The 17,979-nt window shown below is 62.8% G+C and carries 15 protein-coding genes and 1 pseudogene; 11 read left to right on the top strand and 5 right to left on the bottom strand.

Going from position 1 to position 17,979, the window contains the following annotated elements; all coding sequences use genetic code 11:
- Positions 1-309 precede the first annotated feature (309 nt).
- From fadB to AB5S05_RS10400, 6 genes are all read left to right on the top strand, one after another.
- Positions 310-2,457: a fatty acid oxidation complex subunit alpha FadB gene (fadB, locus tag AB5S05_RS10425; RefSeq protein WP_369287449.1), complete on the top strand. Its 2,148-nt coding sequence runs from the start codon at positions 310-312 to the stop codon at positions 2,455-2,457.
- 30 nt (positions 2,458-2,487) lie between these two features.
- Positions 2,488-3,663 (top strand): acetyl-CoA C-acyltransferase FadA, encoded by a 1,176-nt coding sequence (gene fadA / locus AB5S05_RS10420; protein ID WP_369287448.1) that lies wholly within the window; start codon positions 2,488-2,490, stop codon positions 3,661-3,663.
- Positions 3,664-3,743: 80 nt separating this feature from the next.
- On the top strand, positions 3,744-3,980 hold the full coding sequence (locus AB5S05_RS10415) for a DUF1653 domain-containing protein (RefSeq protein WP_369287447.1): 237 nt from the start codon (positions 3,744-3,746) through the stop codon (positions 3,978-3,980).
- 123 nt (positions 3,981-4,103) lie between these two features.
- The gene (gene topA, locus AB5S05_RS10410) at positions 4,104-6,713 is read left to right on the top strand and encodes a type I DNA topoisomerase (protein ID WP_369287446.1); all 2,610 of its coding nucleotides are present in this window, start codon (positions 4,104-4,106) and stop codon (positions 6,711-6,713) included.
- Between the two features lie 72 nt (positions 6,714-6,785).
- Complete coding sequence (locus AB5S05_RS10405; protein WP_369287445.1) at positions 6,786-7,304, top strand: DUF6586 family protein; 519 nt, start codon at positions 6,786-6,788, stop codon at positions 7,302-7,304.
- A 76-nt stretch (positions 7,305-7,380) separates the two neighbouring features.
- Positions 7,381-7,614 (top strand): hypothetical protein, encoded by a 234-nt coding sequence (locus AB5S05_RS10400; protein WP_369287444.1) that lies wholly within the window; start codon positions 7,381-7,383, stop codon positions 7,612-7,614.
- 126 nt (positions 7,615-7,740) lie between these two features.
- Here AB5S05_RS10400 and sulA read toward each other — a convergent pair whose 3' ends face one another.
- Entirely contained in the window at positions 7,741-8,217 is a 477-nt protein-coding gene (gene sulA, locus AB5S05_RS10395) for an SOS-induced cell division inhibitor SulA (protein ID WP_369287443.1), read from the bottom strand.
- Positions 8,218-8,227: 10 nt separating this feature from the next.
- Positions 8,228-8,836, bottom strand: a complete 609-nt coding sequence (gene lexA, locus AB5S05_RS10390; protein ID WP_369287442.1) for a transcriptional repressor LexA — start codon at positions 8,834-8,836, stop codon at positions 8,228-8,230.
- A gap of 257 nt (positions 8,837-9,093) precedes the next feature.
- Here lexA and AB5S05_RS10385 point away from each other — a divergent pair, with 257 nt between their 5' ends.
- From AB5S05_RS10385 to AB5S05_RS10370, 4 genes are all read left to right on the top strand, one after another.
- Positions 9,094-9,801: a TetR/AcrR family transcriptional regulator gene (locus AB5S05_RS10385; RefSeq protein ID WP_369287441.1), complete on the top strand. Its 708-nt coding sequence runs from the start codon at positions 9,094-9,096 to the stop codon at positions 9,799-9,801.
- A gap of 65 nt (positions 9,802-9,866) precedes the next feature.
- Complete coding sequence (locus tag AB5S05_RS10380) at positions 9,867-10,391, top strand: L,D-transpeptidase family protein (protein ID WP_369287440.1); 525 nt, start codon at positions 9,867-9,869, stop codon at positions 10,389-10,391.
- 21 nt (positions 10,392-10,412) lie between these two features.
- Positions 10,413-11,411, top strand: a complete 999-nt coding sequence (nagZ, locus tag AB5S05_RS10375) for a beta-N-acetylhexosaminidase (RefSeq protein ID WP_369287632.1) — start codon at positions 10,413-10,415, stop codon at positions 11,409-11,411.
- Positions 11,412-11,421: 10 nt separating this feature from the next.
- The gene (locus AB5S05_RS10370; RefSeq protein WP_369287439.1) at positions 11,422-12,159 is read left to right on the top strand and encodes an S-methyl-5'-thioinosine phosphorylase; all 738 of its coding nucleotides are present in this window, start codon (positions 11,422-11,424) and stop codon (positions 12,157-12,159) included.
- 52 nt (positions 12,160-12,211) lie between these two features.
- On the opposite strand, the gene AB5S05_RS10365 is transcribed toward AB5S05_RS10370, so the two are convergent.
- Entirely contained in the window at positions 12,212-12,751 is a 540-nt protein-coding gene (locus AB5S05_RS10365; protein WP_369287438.1) for a CsiV family protein, read from the bottom strand.
- Positions 12,752-12,762: 11 nt separating this feature from the next.
- The gene (gene mfd / locus AB5S05_RS10360; RefSeq protein WP_369287437.1) at positions 12,763-16,215 is read right to left on the bottom strand and encodes a transcription-repair coupling factor; all 3,453 of its coding nucleotides are present in this window, start codon (positions 16,213-16,215) and stop codon (positions 12,763-12,765) included.
- Between the two features lie 131 nt (positions 16,216-16,346).
- Between mfd and AB5S05_RS10355 the strand changes: the two genes are divergently transcribed.
- Positions 16,347-17,813, top strand: coding sequence for a glyceraldehyde-3-phosphate dehydrogenase (locus AB5S05_RS10355; RefSeq protein WP_369287436.1), 1,467 nt, complete (start codon positions 16,347-16,349; stop codon positions 17,811-17,813).
- A 49-nt stretch (positions 17,814-17,862) separates the two neighbouring features.
- On the opposite strand, the pseudogene AB5S05_RS10350 reads toward AB5S05_RS10355, so the two are convergent.
- Positions 17,863-17,979, bottom strand: a pseudogene (locus AB5S05_RS10350) (IS1595 family transposase); the annotation flags it as partial.

The raw sequence follows: 17,979 nt of genomic DNA, 5'->3' as shown, positions 1-17,979 counted from the left end.
GATGATCGCCTGATCGCGACAGGCCGTCTTGGGCGCCCGCTGTGCTCTAGCCTGGGCCTCGTCTGCCTGGCGTGAGCCGTAATCGGCCCAATTGACAATTCGCGGGTTTTCCCTGAAGGTGTGCACACCCAAATCAAACGGGCGTATGAATTGAGTGTTTGCCTAAGGGCATCGCCTATACAGTCCGAATATCGCGTCGGTGGGTGTGCCAGGCTAACTGGAGCTATTTCTCGATCGCTTAGTCGTTGAGTAGCCCGCTGGTTGGCTCCGATGTGTACTGTTCAGCTTCCATACCGTGGAGATCAGTTGATGATTTACGAAGGTAAAGCCATCACGGTTAATGCTCTTGAGAGCGGCATCGTCGAATTGAAATTCGACCTCAAGGGTGAATCCGTCAACAAGTTCAACCGTCTTACCCTGAACGAATTGCGTCAGTCGGTTGATGCAATCAAGGCCGATGGTTCGATCAAAGGCGTGATTGTCACCAGTGGCAAAGACGTATTCATCGTCGGCGCCGATATCACCGAGTTCGTCGACAACTTCAAGTTGCCCGATGAAGAGCTGGTAGCTGGCAACCTCGAAGCCAACAAGATCTTCAGTGATTTTGAAGACCTCAATGTTCCGACAGTCGTGGCCATCAACGGCATCGCCCTCGGTGGCGGTTTCGAAATGTGCCTGGCTGCGGACTACCGCGTCATGGCCGATAGCGCCAAGGTCGGTTTGCCGGAAGTCAAACTGGGCATCTACCCGGGCTTCGGTGGCACCGTGCGTCTGCCGCGCGTCATCGGTACCGACAATGCCGTCGAGTGGATCGCCTCGGGCAAGGAAAACAGGGCGGTCGACGCTCTGAAGGTCGGCGCCGTGGATGCCGTGGTGAGCGCAGACAAACTCCAGGCCGCCGCGCTGGACCTGGTCAAGCGCGCGATCTCCGGCGAGCTGGACTACAAGGCCAAGCGTCAGCCGAAGCTGGACAAGCTCAAGCTCAATGCCATCGAGCAGATGATGTGCTTCGAGACCGCCAAGGGCTTCGTCGCCGGTCAGGCTGGCCCGAACTACCCGGCGCCGGTCGAGGCGATCAAGACCATCCAGAAGGCAGCCAACTTCGGTCGCGACAAGGCACTGGAAGTCGAGGCCGCCGGTTTCGTCAAGCTGGCCAAGACCTCGGTTGCCGAGAGCCTGATCGGCCTGTTCCTCAATGATCAGGAGCTGAAGAAGAAGGCCAAGCATCACGACGAGATCGCCCAGGACGTGAACCTGGCCGCCGTGCTCGGCGCCGGCATCATGGGCGGCGGCATCGCCTATCAGTCGGCAGTCAAGGGCACGCCGATCCTGATGAAGGATATCCGTGAGGAAGGCATCCAGATGGGCCTGAACGAGGCGTCCAAGTTGCTCGGCAAGCGTGTCGAGAAGGGCCGTCTGACCCCGGCGAAGATGGCCGAAGCCCTCAACGCCATTCGTCCGACCATGTCCTACGGTGATTTCGGCAACGTCGACATCGTGGTCGAAGCCGTGGTCGAGAACCCCAAGGTCAAGCAAGCGGTGCTGGCCGAGGTGGAAGGGGCAGTGAAGGACGATACGATTCTCGCCTCCAACACCTCGACCATCTCCATCAGTCTGCTGGCCAAGGCGCTCAAGCGTCCGGAAAACTTCGTCGGTATGCACTTCTTCAACCCGGTGCACATGATGCCGCTGGTGGAAGTCATTCGCGGCGAGAAGTCCAGTGAAGTGGCCGTCGCCACCACCGTTGCCTATGCCAAGAAGATGGGCAAGACCCCGGTCGTGGTCAACGACTGTCCGGGCTTCCTGGTCAACCGCGTGCTGTTCCCGTACTTCGGCGGCTTCTCCAAGCTGCTCGAGTTCGGTGTCGACTTCGTGCGCATCGACAAGGTCATGGAGAAATTCGGCTGGCCCATGGGCCCGGCCTACCTGTCCGACGTGGTCGGTATCGACACCGGTCATCATGGCCGCGACGTGATGGCCGAGGGCTTCCCGGATCGCATGGCGGTCGAAGGTCGCACCGCGGTCGACGTGATGTACGACGCCAATCGCCTGGGCCAGAAGAACGGCAAGGGTTTCTACGCCTACGAAACGGACAAGCGCGGCAAGCCGAAGAAGGTCATCGATCCGCAGGCATACGAACTGCTCAAGGCGATCGTGAGCGAGCAGCGTGAGGTGACCGACGAGGACATCATCAACTTCATGATGATCCCGCTGTGCATGGAAACCGTGCGCTGCCTGGAAGACGGCATCGTCGATACCGCCGCAGAGGCCGATATGGGCCTGATCTACGGCATCGGCTTCCCTCCCTTCCGCGGTGGTGCGCTGCGCTACATCGATAGCATCGGTGTGGCCGAGTTCGTCGCCCTGGCCGACAAGTACGCCGATCTGGGCGCGTTGTACCACCCGACCGCCAAGCTTCGCGAGATGGCCGCCAACGGCCAGAAGTTTTTCGGTTAAGCGCGCAACGACTAGAGCGAGAGTGAATTTATGAGCCTGAATCCTAGAGATGCAGTGATCGTCGACTTCGGCCGTACCCCCATGGGGCGTTCCAAGGGCGGCATGCACCGCAACACCCGTGCCGAAACCATGTCGGCCAACCTGATCAGCGGCGTGCTGGCGCGCAACACCAAGGTCGATCCGGCCGAAGTGGAAGACGTGATCTGGGGCTGCGTCAACCAGACCCTGGAGCAGGGCTGGAACATCGCCCGCATGGCGTCGCTGATGACCCAGATCCCGCACACCAGCGCCGGCCAGACCGTCAGCCGCCTGTGCGGCTCCTCGATGAGCGCCCTGCACACCGCCGTGCAGGCAATCCAGACCGGCAACGGTGATGTCTTCGTTGTCGGTGGCGTGGAGCACATGGGCCACGTCGGCATGATGCACGGCGTCGATCCGAACCCGCACCTGTCGCTGTACGCGGCCAAGGCCTCGGGCATGATGGGTCTGACTGCGGAAATGCTCGGCAAGATGCACGGCATCAGCCGCGAGCAGCAGGATGCCTTCGGCGAGCGTTCGCACCGTCTGGCCCACAAGGCCACGGTCGAAGGCAAGTTCAAGGATGAGATCATCCCGATGCAGGGTTACGACGAGAACGGCTTCCTCAAGGTGTTCGACTACGACGAAACCATTCGTCCGGAGACCACTTTGGAGAGCCTGGCTGCGTTGAAGCCGGCGTTCAACCCGAAAGGCGGCACCGTCACGGCGGGTACCTCCTCGCAGATCACCGATGGTGCTTCCTGCATGATCGTCATGAGCGCCCAGCGCGCCCAGGACCTCGGCATCCAGCCGATGGCCGTGGTGCGGGCCATGGCGGTGGCCGGCGTCGATCCGGCGATCATGGGCTACGGCCCGGTACCATCGACCCAGAAGGCGCTCAAGCGTGCCGGCCTGAGCATCAATGACATCGACTTCCTCGAGCTCAACGAGGCCTTCGCCGCCCAGGCTCTGCCTGTGTTGAAGGACCTGAAGGTACTCGACAAGATGGAAGAGAAGGTCAACCTGCATGGCGGTGCCATTGCCCTGGGTCACCCGTTCGGTTGTTCCGGTGCCCGTATCTCCGGTACCCTGCTGAACGTGATGAAGCAGAACGGCGGCACCCTGGGTGTTTCCACCATGTGTGTAGGCCTCGGCCAAGGCATCACCACCGTCTTCGAACGCCTCTAAGCGTTGGTCGGTGCAACAACCGGGGCCCTGTGCCCCGGTTTTTGTTTGTCAGCCGCAAATTTATTTCTAGGAATTGGATGATGCAGTTACAGCCCGGTCTTTATCGCCACTACAAAGGCCCCGAGTACCGCGTATTTGGCGTGGCCCTGCACTCCGAGACCGAGCAGCCGGTTGTGGTGTATCAAGCGCTATACGGCGATTACGGCCTGTGGGTGCGTCCGCTGGAGATGTTTTGCGAGGACGTCGAAGTGGATGGCCAGACAGTGCCGCGCTTCATGCTCGTGCAGGCGGAAACGACGCCTTTTAGCCGGCCATGAGCTGATATTGCCGGTCCCCTGTGCTTGACCTCACCTTGAGCGCCACTATATATAGCGGTGCCGCGCTTGTAGCCTGCGCGGCGCTTTCCGCCTCTTTTTTGAATTTCAGGAATTTTCCAATCCATGGGCAAATCGCTGGTCATCGTGGAATCCCCGGCCAAGGCCAAGACCATCAACAAGTACCTGGGCAGCCAGTACGTGGTGAAGTCGAGCATCGGCCACATCCGTGACCTGCCTACCAGCGGCTCGGCCAGTGCCAACAAGGAGCCCGTCAAGCGCGGCAAGGCGGCTGCCGGCGAAACGCCGGCTTTGACCCCCAAGGAAAAGGCCAAGCGTCAGCTGTTTGCCCGGATGGGCGTCGATCCGGAGCATGACTGGAAGGCCAAGTACGAAATCCTTCCAGGCAAGGAAAAGGTCGTCGACGAACTCAAACGGCTGGCCAAAGAAGCCGACACCATCTATCTCGCAACCGACTTGGATCGCGAGGGGGAGGCCATTGCCTGGCACCTGCGCGAGTCCATTGGTGGCGATGACAGCCGCTACAAACGCGTGGTGTTCAACGAGATCACCAAGAAGGCCATCCAGGAAGCGTTCTCCAAGCCCGGCGAGCTGGATATCAACCGGGTCAATGCGCAGCAGGCGCGGCGCTTTCTCGACCGTGTGGTCGGCTACATGGTCTCGCCGCTGCTGTGGGCGAAGATCGCCCGGGGGCTTTCTGCCGGCCGGGTGCAGTCGGTGGCGGTGAAGCTGGTAGTCGAGCGCGAGAAGGAAATCCGCGCGTTCGTACCGGAAGAATACTGGGAAGTGCACGCCGACCTGGGCACCGCCAAGGGGGCCAATGTGCGCTTCGAGGTCGCCCGTGAGAACGGCGCCGCCTTCAAGCCATTGAACGAGGCGCAGGCCATGGCCGCGCTGGAGATACTCAAGGCCTCCAGCTACAGCGTCGCCAAGCGAGAAGACAAGCCGACCAGCAGCAAGCCCTCGGCGCCCTTCATCACCTCCACGCTGCAGCAGGCGGCGAGCAACCGCCTTGGCTTCGGCGTGAAGAAGACCATGATGATGGCCCAGCGTCTCTATGAGGCCGGCTACATCACCTATATGCGTACCGATTCGACCAACCTTTCGGCGGATGCCGTGAGCATGGTGCGCGGCTTTATCGAGGGCGAGTTCGGCAAGCAATACCTGCCGGCCAACCCCATCGCTTACAGCAGCAAGGAAGGCGCGCAGGAAGCACACGAAGCGATCCGTCCTTCCGACGTCAACCTCAAGCCGACCCAGCTGTCCGGTATGGAGCGCGATGCCGAACGCCTCTATGACTTGATCTGGCGCCAGTTCGTGGCCTGTCAGATGCCGCCGGCCGAGTACCTCTCGACCACGGTCACCGTGACCGCCGCCCAGTTCGAGTTGCGCGCCAAGGGCCGTATCCTCAAGTTCGATGGTTACACCCGCGTGTTGCCGCAGCTGAGCAAACCAGGCGACGACGCGGTGCTGCCGGAGATGAGCCAGGGCGATGCGCTCAAGCTGGTCAAACTCGACCCGAGCCAGCACTTCACCAAGCCCCCGGCGCGTTACTCCGAAGCCAGCCTGGTCAAGGAAATGGAGAAGCGCGGGATCGGTCGCCCGTCGACCTATGCCGCGATCATCTCGACCATTCAGGATCGGGGTTACGTCGCGCTGAATAACCGTCGTTTCTATTCCGAGAAGATGGGCGAGATCGTCACCGAGCGTCTCGGTGAAAGCTTCTCCAACCTGATGGACTACGGCTTTACTGCCGGCATGGAGGAGCACCTGGACGATGTCGCCCAGGGTGAGCGCGAGTGGAAGCATGTGCTCGACGAATTCTACGGCGACTTCAAGAAGAAGCTTGAAGTAGCTGAGGCCAGCGACAACGGCATGCGTGCCAACCTGCCGACCCTGACGGATATCCCGTGCCGCGAGTGTGGGCGGCCCATGACGATTCGCACCGCATCGACCGGAGTGTTCCTCGGATGCTCGGGCTACGCGCTGCCACCCAAAGAGCGCTGCAAGGCCACTGTGAACCTGGTGCCGGGCGATGAAATCGCCGCCGATGACGAGGGCGAGTCCGAGTCCCGTGTTTTGCTGGGCAAGCATCGCTGTCAGAAATGTGGCACGGCGATGGATGCCTATCTGCTCGATGAAACCCGCAAGCTGCATGTTTGCGGCAACAACCCGGATTGCTCTGGGTATGAAGTCGAGCAGGGGCAGTTCCGCATCAAGGGCTATGAGGGCCCGAGCCTGGAATGCGACAAGTGTGGCAGCGAAATGCAACTGAAGACGGGCCGTTTCGGCAAGTTCTTCGGCTGCACCAACAGCGAGTGCAAGAACACCCGCAAGCTGCTGAAGAGCGGCGAGGCAGCACCGCCGAAGATGGATCCGGTGAAGATGCCGGAGCTCCAGTGCGAGAAGGTCAACGACACCTATATCCTGCGAGATGGCGCTTCGGGGCTGTTCCTGGCCGCTAGCCAGTTCCCGAAGAATCGTGAGACCCGCGCACCGCTGGTACTGGAATTGTTGCCGCACAAGGATGAGATCGACCCGAAGTATCACTTCCTTTGCGAGGCTCCGGCCAAGGATCCCGAGGGCCGGCCGGCGGTGATTCGCTACAGCCGCAAAACCAAGGAGCAGTACGTGCAAACTGAGGTCGACGGCAAGCCGACCGGATGGCGTGCGTTCTATGACGGAAGCAAGTGGAAGGTCGAGGACAAGCGCTGAGCGACAGGATGTGCGCCGGCATCGCTGGCGCGCGTATAGTGATGTGATGGGCTGCTGGTGGAGGCTGAGGTAATGGCCAAAGAGCTGTATACGCGTACCAATCAGAAAATATTCTATGTCGGATTGTCGCTTGAATCCTGGCGCAAGGCGCAAGAGCAGGGGGCGTTGAATGCCCAGGCGCTGGTTCAGGCCGAGCGTGAGGCGACCCTGTTTCACCTGTATGGCGCCTTGCTGGGGCTGTGTCACGAGGTGGCCGGATACTACCGTCTGGCGGAGAGTCGGGTGCCACGGGTCGAGCAAATACTGACGCCTGCGGTGCTGCAGTCGGCGCCGAGTGCCGAGTTGGCCGAGTTGGTGGAGCTGGCGCAACAGCCGGAAACCTGGCTTGCACAGTTGTTGGCGGCCTACGCCGGGTTGTTCCAGCCGCCCCAAGTGCCGCAGAAGGCCAAGGTGGACCCTGCGACTCCCTTGATTCAGGCGGTCAGCCTGGAGCAGGAGGAGGCACCGCTGGGTCTCGAAACCCTGGTGGCCTGGCGTCAGGAGTTGACCAGCTTGACTCGTCGCTTTCGCGAAACCCTGAGCGAGTGGTGATCTGAGTTTAGATAGGCGGGCTAGGGCGTACCCTGGTCGGCTGATACAATGCCGGCCTTTAGTGGAGAGCCTACCTATGTCTACATCCTATCTTGAGATCGTCGAATTGCCCGATGGGCGTATAGCGCTGCGTCGAGCCGAGGATCAAGAGTCATTGGTGGTTCTGGATTTTTCCGCCGATGCCAAGGAGTTTTTGCAGGGCCAACATGTAGAGGTGGCGAAGGCCATGCTCAATGTGGGCGTGCAGATGGCAGGGCGGCTGGCAGAGGGTGATTTCGAGCAAGATGACGCCCCGCGCGTGTTGCACTGAGCCAATTCTGCAGCTAAGAGCATATCGCCACGCACTGGCCTGCTGCTCAGGCGCTGAGTGTCGCCCTTCCAGTTACTTTCACTGCTTCATCGCAAAGGTCCGTCTGCGGCGTTGTTTGGCCACTGTCTAGCCCAGGCTGATATTCAGACTCTGCGCCTTGCCCTGACGTGCGGCCTGTGCCAGTTGCCGTTTTGCCTGCTGTCCGAGTGGTTGCAGCCAGCTGACCACGGTGTGGCTATGCCCTAGCTTTAGCGCTTCGCCTGCCAGTTCCAGTGCACTCTGTCCGCTGCGTGGGTAGAGCAGCAGTATGCGCTCGCGATTCAGGCCGGCCTCACGCAGCCAGCTCTGGGTCAGGCTGGCCGGCGGGGCGATCAGGGTCAGCCAGCGCGAGCTGTCGTTTTGGCTCAGTTCGCGTAGTACGGGGGCGAGCAGGTTGTGGCAGTGCCCGGCGGCGCCCCGTAGCGAAAGCTCGCTGAAGGCTTCCGAGTGCTCCGGCCAGGGATACTGCAGTTCGCTTTCTTCCATTAATGGCGCGGTAGTCGCGGCCAGGAATCCTTCGAACAGTGGGAGTTGTGCGCGGTTCAGCGACTGTGGGAACTGCATGGGTCCTCCTCTAGCGGCGGATGACGCCGACACTCAGGCCTTCGATCACCAGCTCTTGGTCTGCCAGATTCACTTCGATGGGCGCAAACTCGGGATTTTCGGCGATCAGCCAGACCTTGTCGCCCTCACGCTTGAAGCGTTTGACGGTCACCTCATCGTCGAGTCGCGCCACCACCACCTGGCCATTGCGAGCTTCGCGGGTGGTGTGCACGGCAAGCAGGTCGCCGTCGAAAATACCGATGTCCTTCATGCTCATGCCGCGCACGCGCAGCAGGTAGTCGGCCCTGGGGTGGAAGAAGTCGGGGTTGATCCGGCAGGATTCCTCAATATGTTGCTGAGCCAGGATGGGTGCGCCGGCGGCAACGCGGCCGATGACCGGCAGGCCGTCTTCTTCGCTATTCGGTTCAAAGCCGGGAATGCGGATACCGCGTGAGGCCCCCGGGGTCATCTCGATTGCGCCTTTGCGAGCCAGGGCCTTGAGGTGTTCCTCGGCGGCATTGGGTGACTTGAAGCCAAGCGCTTGGGCGATCTCTGCGCGGGTCGGTGGGTAGCCGTTGTCCTCGAGGCAGTGTTTGATGAAGGTGAGGATCTCGGCTTGGCGCGGCGTCAGTTTCAGCATGGGAGGCTCTGTCTTTTTATACAGTTGCTGGGATTATATACAGTGATGGCGACGATGCAATTGTCCTTTTGCCGCTTCTGGTAGCATTGTCTGCCTGAGGCTTGTCCGGATCCGGGCACAACAAGCTCCACAGCGCGTGCAATCCGCCGCTGATTGCGCGGCGGCGTGACTGCTCAGCCGAAATGCGGCTCGCGCGACTTGACAAGTCTGCAGGCTGAAACGTATGTTTCAAACAAGTGTTTGTCAGGTGAAGAGTCATGGCCCAGTCGGAAACCGTAGAGCGCATTCTCGATGCGGCAGAGCAACTGTTCGCGGAGAAGGGGTTCGCGGAAACCTCATTGCGATTGATCACCAGCAAGGCTGGGGTCAACCTGGCGGCGGTGAACTATCATTTCGGTTCCAAGAAGGCGCTGATCCAGGCGGTCTTTTCCCGTTTTCTCGGGCCATTCTGCAGCAGCCTCGAGCGCGAGCTCGACAAGCGTCAGGCCAAGCCGGAGGCAAATCCCAGTCTCGAGGAGTTGCTCGAGCTGCTGGTCGAGCAGGCGCTGGCGGTGAAGCCGCGCAGTGGTAACGACCTGTCGATTTTCATGCGTCTGCTGGGGCTGGCGTTCAGTCAGAGCCAGGGGCACCTGCGCAAGTACCTGGATGAGGTCTATGGCAAGGTGTTCCGCCGCTACATGATCCTGGTGCATGAGGCGGCGCCGCGGATTCCGCCGCTGGAGCTGTTCTGGCGGGTGCACTTCATGCTGGGGGCGGCAGCATTCAGCATGTCCGGGATCAAGGCCCTGCGGGCGATGGCCGAGAACGATTTCGGGGTGAATACCTCGATCGAACAGGTCATGCGTTTGATGGTGCCGTTCCTGGCGGCTGGCATGCGTTCGGAAAGTGGCCTGGCTGACCAGGCGCTTGCCTCCGCTCAACTGATTCCACGCGCCAAGAGCACAGCGGCCCCCGCCAAGGTGTGATGCCGTTCGGCGACTGCCGCCCGGTTGCTGGGCTTGGCGGAGTCGATCCGCTAAGCTAGCCGCTTATGCGCGCCCTTGACCTGTTGTACATATCCCTTGCCGATCAGCGCCTGTACGGTTTTGCCGACGGGCAGCTGTTGCTGCGCCTGGCCGTCTCCACCGCAGCGAACGGGCCGGGCGAGCTGAATGGTTCGGGCTGCACGCCCAGGGGGCTGCATCAGGTACGCGCGAAAATCGGTGCGGACCTGCCCTCGGGGGCTGTGCTGCGGGGGCGGCGCTGGACCGGCGAGGTCTGGTCGCCTGCCTTGGCGGCGCAGTTTCCCGACCGCGACTGGATTCTGACCCGCATCCTCTGGCTCAGCGGCCGTGAGCCCGGGCGTAATCGTTTGGGTTGCGTCGACACCTTTCGCCGTTATATCTACCTGCATGGCACGCCCGACAGCGAACCTATGGGGGTGCCCGGCTCTCACGGCTGTGTGCGCCTGCGCAATAATGATCTGCTGGAACTGTTCCCGCGGGTGCCCGTCCACTGTCCCGTAAGGATCGAAGAGGCGCCGTGCCCGCGATGGGCCGAAGCGCCGCTCAATTAAGGATTGTCTGTGACTACAAGCTTGCAAGGCTCGTTGATGCTGGACATCGACGGCACCTGGTTGACCGCCGAAGACCGACACCTGTTGCGTCAGTCCGAGGTGGGTGGAGTGATACTGTTCGCACGCAATATCGAGCATCCGCGCCAGGTGCGCGAGCTCTGTGCGGCGGTTCGTGCATTGCGCCCGGACATGTTGCTGGCGGTGGACCAGGAGGGGGGCAGGGTGCAGCGCCTGCGTCAGGGATTCGTACGTTTGCCGGCCATGCGGGCGATTGCCGACAACGCGAACGCCGAGCAGCTGGCCGATCATTGCGGCTGGCTGATGGCCTGCGAGGTGCTGGCGGCCGGACTGGATTTGAGCTTTGCACCGGTGCTGGATCTGGACCACCAGCGCAGTGCGGTGGTGGGCAGTCGCGCCTTCGAGGGGGATGCGGCGCGCGCCAGCTTGCTGGCTGGCGCCTTTATCCGTGGCATGAATGCTGCCGGGATGGCCGCCACGGGCAAGCACTTCCCGGGGCACGGTTGGGCCGAGGCGGATTCCCATGTGGCCATTCCGGTGGATGAGCGAAGCCTGGCGCAGATTCGCGCGCAAGACCTGCAGCCCTTCATCCGGTTGAGCCAGCAACTGGCCGCGGTGATGCCCGCCCACGTGATCTATCCGCAGGTCGATGCGCTGCCGGCTGGATTTTCCCGGCGCTGGCTGCAGGATATTCTGCGGGGCGAGCTGCAGTTCAAGGGGGTTATTTTCAGTGACGACCTGTCGATGGCCGGCGCCCACGTGGTGGGCGATGCGGCTTGCCGGATCGAGGCTGCGCTGACGGCAGGGTGCAACATGGGCCTGGTATGCAATGATCGGGCGGCCGCCGAGTTGGCCCTAGGCGCCTTGCAGCGCCTGCAGGTGATTGTTCCACCTGGCTTGGCGCGCATGAGTCGCCAAGCATTTCCATCGACAGAATACCGGCAAGACCCACGCTGGCTGGCCGCAATCACGGCATTGCGCGCCGCCCAATTAATAGACTGAGGAGCAATGGATGACTGTCTACGCCATCATCGGCGGCACCGGCCTGACCCAGCTGGATGGGTTGACCATCAAGGCGGCGCTGAATCTGGATACGCCCTTTGGCGCGCCTTCGGCACCGGTCCTGCGCGGCGAGTATGCGGGGCGCGAGGTGTTGTTCCTCGCGCGCCACGGCCAGCCGCACCGGATCCCGCCGCACCAGGTGAATTACCGGGCCAATCTCTGGGCGCTGCGCGAGGCGGGTGCCCAGGCGGTCGTCGCGGTCAATGCCGTCGGCGGCATTCATGCCGCCATGGGCACCGGGCATTTCTGCGTGCCTCATCAACTGATCGACTACACCTCGGGGCGCGCCCACACCTTCTACGAAGGCGAGTTGGAGCATGTCACCCACGTCGACTTCAGCCACCCTTATGATGCCGGTCTGCGCGAGAAGCTCTCGGCCGCCCTGGCGGCCGAGGGCTGTGCGGCTAGCAGTCATGGGATTTATGGCTGCACCCAGGGGCCGCGCCTGGAAACGGTGGCCGAGATCACCCGGATGGAGCGTGATGGTTGCGACATCGTCGGCATGACCGGTATGCCCGAGGCGGCGCTGGCGCGTGAGCTGGCGTTGCCCTATGCCTGTCTGGCGCTGGTGGTCAATCCGGCGGCAGGCAAGTCGGCGGCGCTGATCACCATGGCGGAGATCGAGCGCGCTCTGGATGAGGGGATGGGCAGGGTCAAGTCGGTGCTGGCGCGCGTGCTGGCCGGCTGACTGCTCCGCTGCGCTGTCAGCAGAGGGCCGCGTTGCGCGGCCCTTTTTGCGTTCAGAGCGGACTGATGCGAACCAGCAGGCCGAGGCTGCCGTGGTCGAGGTAGGTCAGCTCGCCGGTTTTCAGGCGGCTGCCCTGCTTGAGTCGCTCGCTGCTGTTGAGCACGCCACTGTCGTCGAACTGGTTGACCCACAGATCGGCGTCCAGGTCGATAAAGCGGCCCTGCTTGATATGCAGGGTGCCCTCCACCGGAAAGTGGCCGAACTGCTGGTTGCCACCGCTCAGGCTGATGCTGCTGAGATTGCCGTCCAGGTTCTGCGCCCAGGCCTTGTGCAGCAGCACCCGGTAGCCGTTTGCCGGGCTCAGTTTGGCGGCCTGGCTGTCGAGCGTGGTGGAGCGCTCGCGGCTGGCGTCGATCGGCTGGGCACCCTGGTCCCAGTCATCGGGGGCCAATTGGCTGGCTGGGATCGGCTCGCCGGCCTGGCGAAAGACGATGACCTCGACCTGGTAGAGGCCGGCCGCGAATGCCGCAGGGGCGCCAAGCAGGGATAGCAGGAGAAGCGGCAGCAGGGCCAGGGTGCGGAGTGCGCGCATGGGTCAGTCCTTTAGGCAGAGGGAGTCAGGCGCTCGAACAGCGCGTCCAGGGTGTTGAATCGTTGTTCCGGGCGTTCCATCGGCAGTTGAAACTTGAACTGGGTGGCGCCTTCGAACCTGTAGCGATTGGGCTGGCTCTGGATCAGCTTGATCAGGGTCAGCGGGTCGACGCAGGTGTCGGCGGCGAACTCGACGCGCCCGCCCTGGGGCCCGGCGTCGACCTTCTTGATGCCCAGTTGCTCGGCCTGCAGCTTGAGCAGGGTCAGGCGCACCAGGTTCTTGGTCGGCTCCGGCAGCAGGCCGAAGCGGTCGATCATCTCCACCTGCAGCTCTTTCAGGCCCTCTTCGTCGGTGGCCGAGGCGATGCGCTTGTAGAGGATCAGCCGGGCATGCACGTCGGGCAGGTAGTCCTCCGGGATCAGCGCCGGCACGCGCAGGTTGATCTCCGGGCCGCCGCCCAGCGGTTGCTCGAGGTTGGGCTGTTCGCCCTTGCGGATGGCCTTGACCGCACGCTCGAGCATTTCCATGTAGAGGGTGAAGCCCACGGCCTGGATCTGCCCGCTCTGGCCGTCGCCGAGCAGCTCGCCGGCGCCGCGGATCTCCAGGTCGTGGGTGGCGAGGAGGAAGCCGGCGCCGAGATCCTGGGCGCCGGCGATGGCCTCCAGGCGTTTCTGCGCATCATCGGTCATCTGCTTGCGCGGCGGTGTCAGCAGGTAGGCGTAGGCCTGGTGGTGACTGCGCCCGACCCGGCCACGCAACTGATGCAGCTGGGCCAGGCCGAACTTGTCGGCGCGCTCGATGATAATGGTATTGGCGCTGGGCACGTCGATGCCAGTCTCGATGATGGTCGAGGCGATCAGCACATTGAAGCGCTTGTGGTAGAAGTCGCCCATCACCTGTTCCAGCTCGCGCTCGCGCATCTGTCCGTGGCCGATGCCGATGCGCGCCTCGGGCACCAGCTCGGCCAGGTCGGCGGCGCACTTTTCGATGGTCTTCACATCGTTGTGCAGGTAGTACACCTGGCCGCCGCGCAGCAGCTCACGCAGCAGCGCCTCCTTGATGGTCGGGTTGTTCTGTTCCATGACGAAGGTGCGCACCGACAGTCGGCGTGCCGGCGGTGTGGCGATGATTGACAGGTCGCGCATGCCGGCGACCGCCATGTTCAGGGTGCGCGGAATGGGCGTGGCGGTGAGGGTGAGAATGTCCACCTCGCTGCGCAAGGCCTTGAGCTGCTCCTTCTGGCGCACGCCGAAACGGTGTTCCTCGTCGATGATCACCAGGCCGAGGTTGCTGAATTTGACATCGCCCTGGAGCAACTTGTGGGTGCCGATGACGATATCCACCTTGCCTTCGGCCAGCTGGGCCATGGCCTCGCCGACTTCCTTGGCGCTCTTGAAGCGGCTCATCACTTCGACCCTGACTGGCCAGTCGGCGAAGCGGTCGCGGAAACTGTTGTAGTGCTGCTGGGCGAGCAGGGTGGTGGGCACCAACACCGCGACTTGTTTTCCACTGTGCACGGCGATGAAGGCGGCGCGCATGGCCACCTCGGTCTTGCCGAAGCCGACGTCGCCGCAGACCAGGCGATCCATCGGCTTGGCCGCGAGCATGTCGGCACGCACGGCATCGATGGCGGCCTGCTGGTCCGGAGTTTCCTCGAAGGGGAAGCCGGCGCTGAAGGTGACGTAGTCGAGCTGCGGGTCGGCGAACGCATAGCCCTCGCGGGCGGCGCGACGGGCATAGATGTCGAGCAGTTCGGCGGCGACGTCGCGAACCTGCTCGGCGGCCTTGCGCTTGGCTTTCTGCCAGGTCTCGGAACCCAGACGGTGCAGCGGCGCCAGGGCGTCGTCGCTGCCGGTATAGCGGGCGATCAGGTGCAGGCTTGATACCGGCACGTAGAGCTTGGCCTCCTCGGCATACTGCAGGGCGAGGAATTCGGCGCTCTGGCCGTCGATCTCCAGGGTGATCAGGCCCTGGTAGCGGCCGACGCCGTGGTCGATATGCACCACCGGGGCGCCTTCGCGCAGCTCGGTGAGGTTCTTGATGACGTTGTCGCCGCCGTCGCGGGTCTTCTCGCGCCGGCGCCGCTGCATGACGCGTTGGCCGAACAGCGGGCTTTCGGCGATCAGCGCCAGGTCGTCGAGCAGCAGGCCCTCGTCCAGTGGCGCAATGCAGATGCCCAGGCGGTCGCTGCTTTCGGCGAACTCCGGCCAGCCGGTCACTTCCCTGGGCTTGAGCTTGAGCCGGGCCAGCAGTTCCAGCAGCACTTCGCGGCGCCCGGCGGACTCGGCGCAGAACAGCACTCGGCCGGGATGCTCCTCGATGAAGCGGCGCAGGGCGGCCAGTGGTTCCGTGGCCTTGGCCTGGATCGCCAGGTCCGGCAGTGGCTGCGCGTCGAAGCGCTGGCGGCCGACGCCGGGTTCGATGTCGTCCTGGCTGATCACCACCCGCGGCCAGTCCTTCAGGCGGGCGAAGCAGTCCTCGACTGGCAGGAAGATGTCGGCCGGCGGCAGCAGCGGCCGCTCGGGGTCGACCCTGCGCTCCTCGTAGCGGTTGCGTGCGTCGCTCCAGAAGTGCTCGGCGGCCTTCTCCACGCCCGGCAGGGAGAACACCTGGGTGTCCTGAGGCAGGTAGTCGAACAGGGTCGCGCTTTCCTCGAAGAACAGCGGCAGGTAGTACTCGATGCCGGCCGGAGTGATGCCGGTGGACAGGTCCTGATAGATCGGGCAGCGACGGAAGTCGACATCGAAGCGCTCGCGAAAGCGCCCGCGGAAATCCGTGATCGCTTTCTTCTCCAGCGGAAATTCCCGGGCCGGCAGCAGTTTTATCGAGCCGACCTTGTCGATCGAGCGCTGGGTCTCCGGGTCGAAGGTGCGCAGTGTCTCGATTTCGTCGTCGAACAGGTCAATGCGAAAAGGCTGTTCGCTGCCCATGGGAAAGAGGTCGATCAGCGCGCCCCGTACGGCAAACTCGCCATGCTCGTAGACCGTGTCGACGCAGCGGTAGCCGGCGGCTTCCAGGCGTGTGCGCATCTGCTCGACGTCGAGGCGCTGGCCGACCTCCAGCATCAGGCTGCTGCCGAGCAGGAAGCGGGTCGGCGCCAGGCGGTGGAGGGCCGTGCTGATCGGGACTACCAGGATGCCGTGCTTCAAGGCGGGCAGGCGGTAGAGCGCGGCGATGCGCTGGGAGATGATGTCCTGGTGCGGCGAGAACAGGTCGTAGGGCAGGGTTTCCCAGTCGGGGAAGTGCAGCACCGGCAGTGTGGGGGCGAAAAAGCTCAGCTCCTGTTCCAGGTGTTCGGCGCTCTGGCTGTCGGCGGTCAGCAGCAGGGTGAAGCGTTTGGCGCTGCTGGCGGCCTCGGCAATCGCCAGGCTCAGCGCGGCGCCAGGCAGGTTGCCCCAGTGTTGTTTTCCGGCGCTGGCCGGCAAGGGCGGCAGGCGCAGGACGGACGCGGTCGGTACAGACACGGATTGCTCGCAGTCATGGTACGGGGTCGACGATTGTAGCGGGGGAGGGCGCGTGCTGTCAGTGGCGACAGGCGCGCATTGCTCATGCCTGCGTGCGCCGTCATAATGTAGCCCCTTTTTTCAGCCCCTACATGTGGAAGGTACTGCCCGTGACTCAGAAGCCCGACCAGTGTCTCGGTGAGTGGATCGATCGAGAAGCCCTTGCGGAAGCGATGATTCCGATGATTGGCCAGCTCTACCGTAACAACAACGTGGTCACCTCGATCTATGGTCGCAGCTTGATCAATCGTTCGGTCATTCAGATCCTCAAGGCCCACCGTTATGCGCGCCATCGCCTGGATGGCGACGCCGAGCTGTCGGTCCATGACACCTTCCCGATGCTCAAGACCATGTGCGAGCTCAAGCTGGGCGCCGCCTCGGTCGACCTTGGCCGCATGATGGCCAAGTACGCCCAGGAGGCCAATGGTCGCAGTCTCGAGCAGTTCGTCCGTGACGAGCTCGAGATGGTCACCGGCCAGCAGAACGCCGTGGCGCGCAAGGGTACCGACGTGGTGCTCTACGGCTTCGGTCGCATCGGCCGCCTGCTGGCGCGCATCCTGATCGAGAAGACCGGTGGTGGCGACGGCTTGCGCCTGCGCGCCATCGTCGTGCGCAAGGGCGCCGAGAACGACCTGGTCAAGCGTGCCAGCCTGCTGCGCCGGGATTCGGTGCATGGTCCGTTCGACGGCACCATCATCGTCGATGAAGCCAACAACACCCTGACTGCCAACGGCAACCTGATCCAGGTGATCTATTCCAACGATCCCTCCTCGATCGATTACACCCAGTACGGCATCAAGGACGCACTGCTGGTCGACAACACCGGCAAGTGGCGTGATGCCGAAGGGCTGGGCCAGCACCTCAAGTGCCCGGGCATCGATCGCGTGGTGCTGACCGCACCGGGCAAGGGTGAGCTGAAGAATATCGTGCATGGCATCAACCATGGCGACATCACCGCCGAGGACAGGATCGTCTCCGCCGCCTCCTGCACCACCAATGCCATCGTGCCGGTGCTCAAGGCGGTGAACGACAAGTACGGGATCATCAACGGTCACGTCGAGACCGTTCACTCCTATACCAACGACCAGAACCTGATCGACAACTTCCACAAGGGCAGTCGTCGTGGGCGCAGTGCCGCCTTGAACATGGTCATCACCGAGACCGGCGCGGCTACTGCGGCGGCCAAGGCGCTGCCGGTGTTGAAGGGCAAGCTGACCGGCAATGCGATTCGTGTGCCGACGCCGAACGTTTCCATGGCGATCCTCAACCTGAACCTGGAAAAGCCCACCAGCCGCGAGGAGATCAACGAATACCTGCGCTACATGGCGCTGCATTCGGACCTGCACAAGCAGATCGATTTCGTCAATTCCCAGGAAGTGGTGTCCACCGACTTCGTCGGCTCGCGCCATGCCGGGGTGGTGGATGCCGAGGCGACCATCGCCAACGACAACCGTGTCGTGCTCTATGTCTGGTACGACAACGAGTTTGGCTACAGCTGCCAGGTGATTCGCGTGATGGAAGACATGGTCGGGGTCAATCCGCCGGCTTTCCCGCACTAAGCGCTAGCGGGTCATAAAGGACGGGAGCTTTGGCTCCCGTTTTTTTAGGCTATGTCCCAATAGCGTGTTGCGCGGTGCGTCCTACCGCCTCCTGGATGCAGTGAACTGGCCGAATGCTTTGCTGGTAGCGCTCAAGCATGCGGCGCCAGCCCAGGTAATTGGGGAG

The organism is Pseudomonas zhanjiangensis, assembly GCF_041027545.1.
Lineage (GTDB): Bacteria > Pseudomonadota > Gammaproteobacteria > Pseudomonadales > Pseudomonadaceae > Aquipseudomonas > Aquipseudomonas zhanjiangensis.
Note: the sequence above shows the minus strand (reverse complement) of the source record. Positions and strands in the feature narration are given on the sequence as shown.

Excerpts from the sequence above, each read along its gene's own strand:
- sulA (WP_369287443.1), bottom strand. The coding sequence starts at position 8,217 with ATGCAGTTCCCACAGTCGCTGAACCGCGCACAACTCCCACTGTTCGAA.
- AB5S05_RS10370 (WP_369287439.1), top strand. The coding sequence starts at position 11,422 with ATGACTGTCTACGCCATCATCGGCGGCACCGGCCTGACCCAGCTGGAT.
- AB5S05_RS10385 (WP_369287441.1), top strand. The coding sequence starts at position 9,094 with ATGGCCCAGTCGGAAACCGTAGAGCGCATTCTCGATGCGGCAGAGCAA.
- AB5S05_RS10405 (WP_369287445.1), top strand. The coding sequence starts at position 6,786 with ATGGCCAAAGAGCTGTATACGCGTACCAATCAGAAAATATTCTATGTC.
- AB5S05_RS10380 (WP_369287440.1), top strand. The coding sequence starts at position 9,867 with ATGCGCGCCCTTGACCTGTTGTACATATCCCTTGCCGATCAGCGCCTG.
- AB5S05_RS10365 (WP_369287438.1), bottom strand. The coding sequence starts at position 12,751 with ATGCGCGCACTCCGCACCCTGGCCCTGCTGCCGCTTCTCCTGCTATCC.
- AB5S05_RS10355 (WP_369287436.1), top strand. The coding sequence starts at position 16,347 with ATGTGGAAGGTACTGCCCGTGACTCAGAAGCCCGACCAGTGTCTCGGT.
- fadA (WP_369287448.1), top strand. The coding sequence starts at position 2,488 with ATGAGCCTGAATCCTAGAGATGCAGTGATCGTCGACTTCGGCCGTACC.
- fadB (WP_369287449.1), top strand. The coding sequence starts at position 310 with ATGATTTACGAAGGTAAAGCCATCACGGTTAATGCTCTTGAGAGCGGC.
- lexA (WP_369287442.1), bottom strand. The coding sequence starts at position 8,836 with ATGCTGAAACTGACGCCGCGCCAAGCCGAGATCCTCACCTTCATCAAA.
- topA (WP_369287446.1), top strand. The coding sequence starts at position 4,104 with ATGGGCAAATCGCTGGTCATCGTGGAATCCCCGGCCAAGGCCAAGACC.
- AB5S05_RS10415 (WP_369287447.1), top strand. The coding sequence starts at position 3,744 with ATGCAGTTACAGCCCGGTCTTTATCGCCACTACAAAGGCCCCGAGTAC.
- AB5S05_RS10400 (WP_369287444.1), top strand. The coding sequence starts at position 7,381 with ATGTCTACATCCTATCTTGAGATCGTCGAATTGCCCGATGGGCGTATA.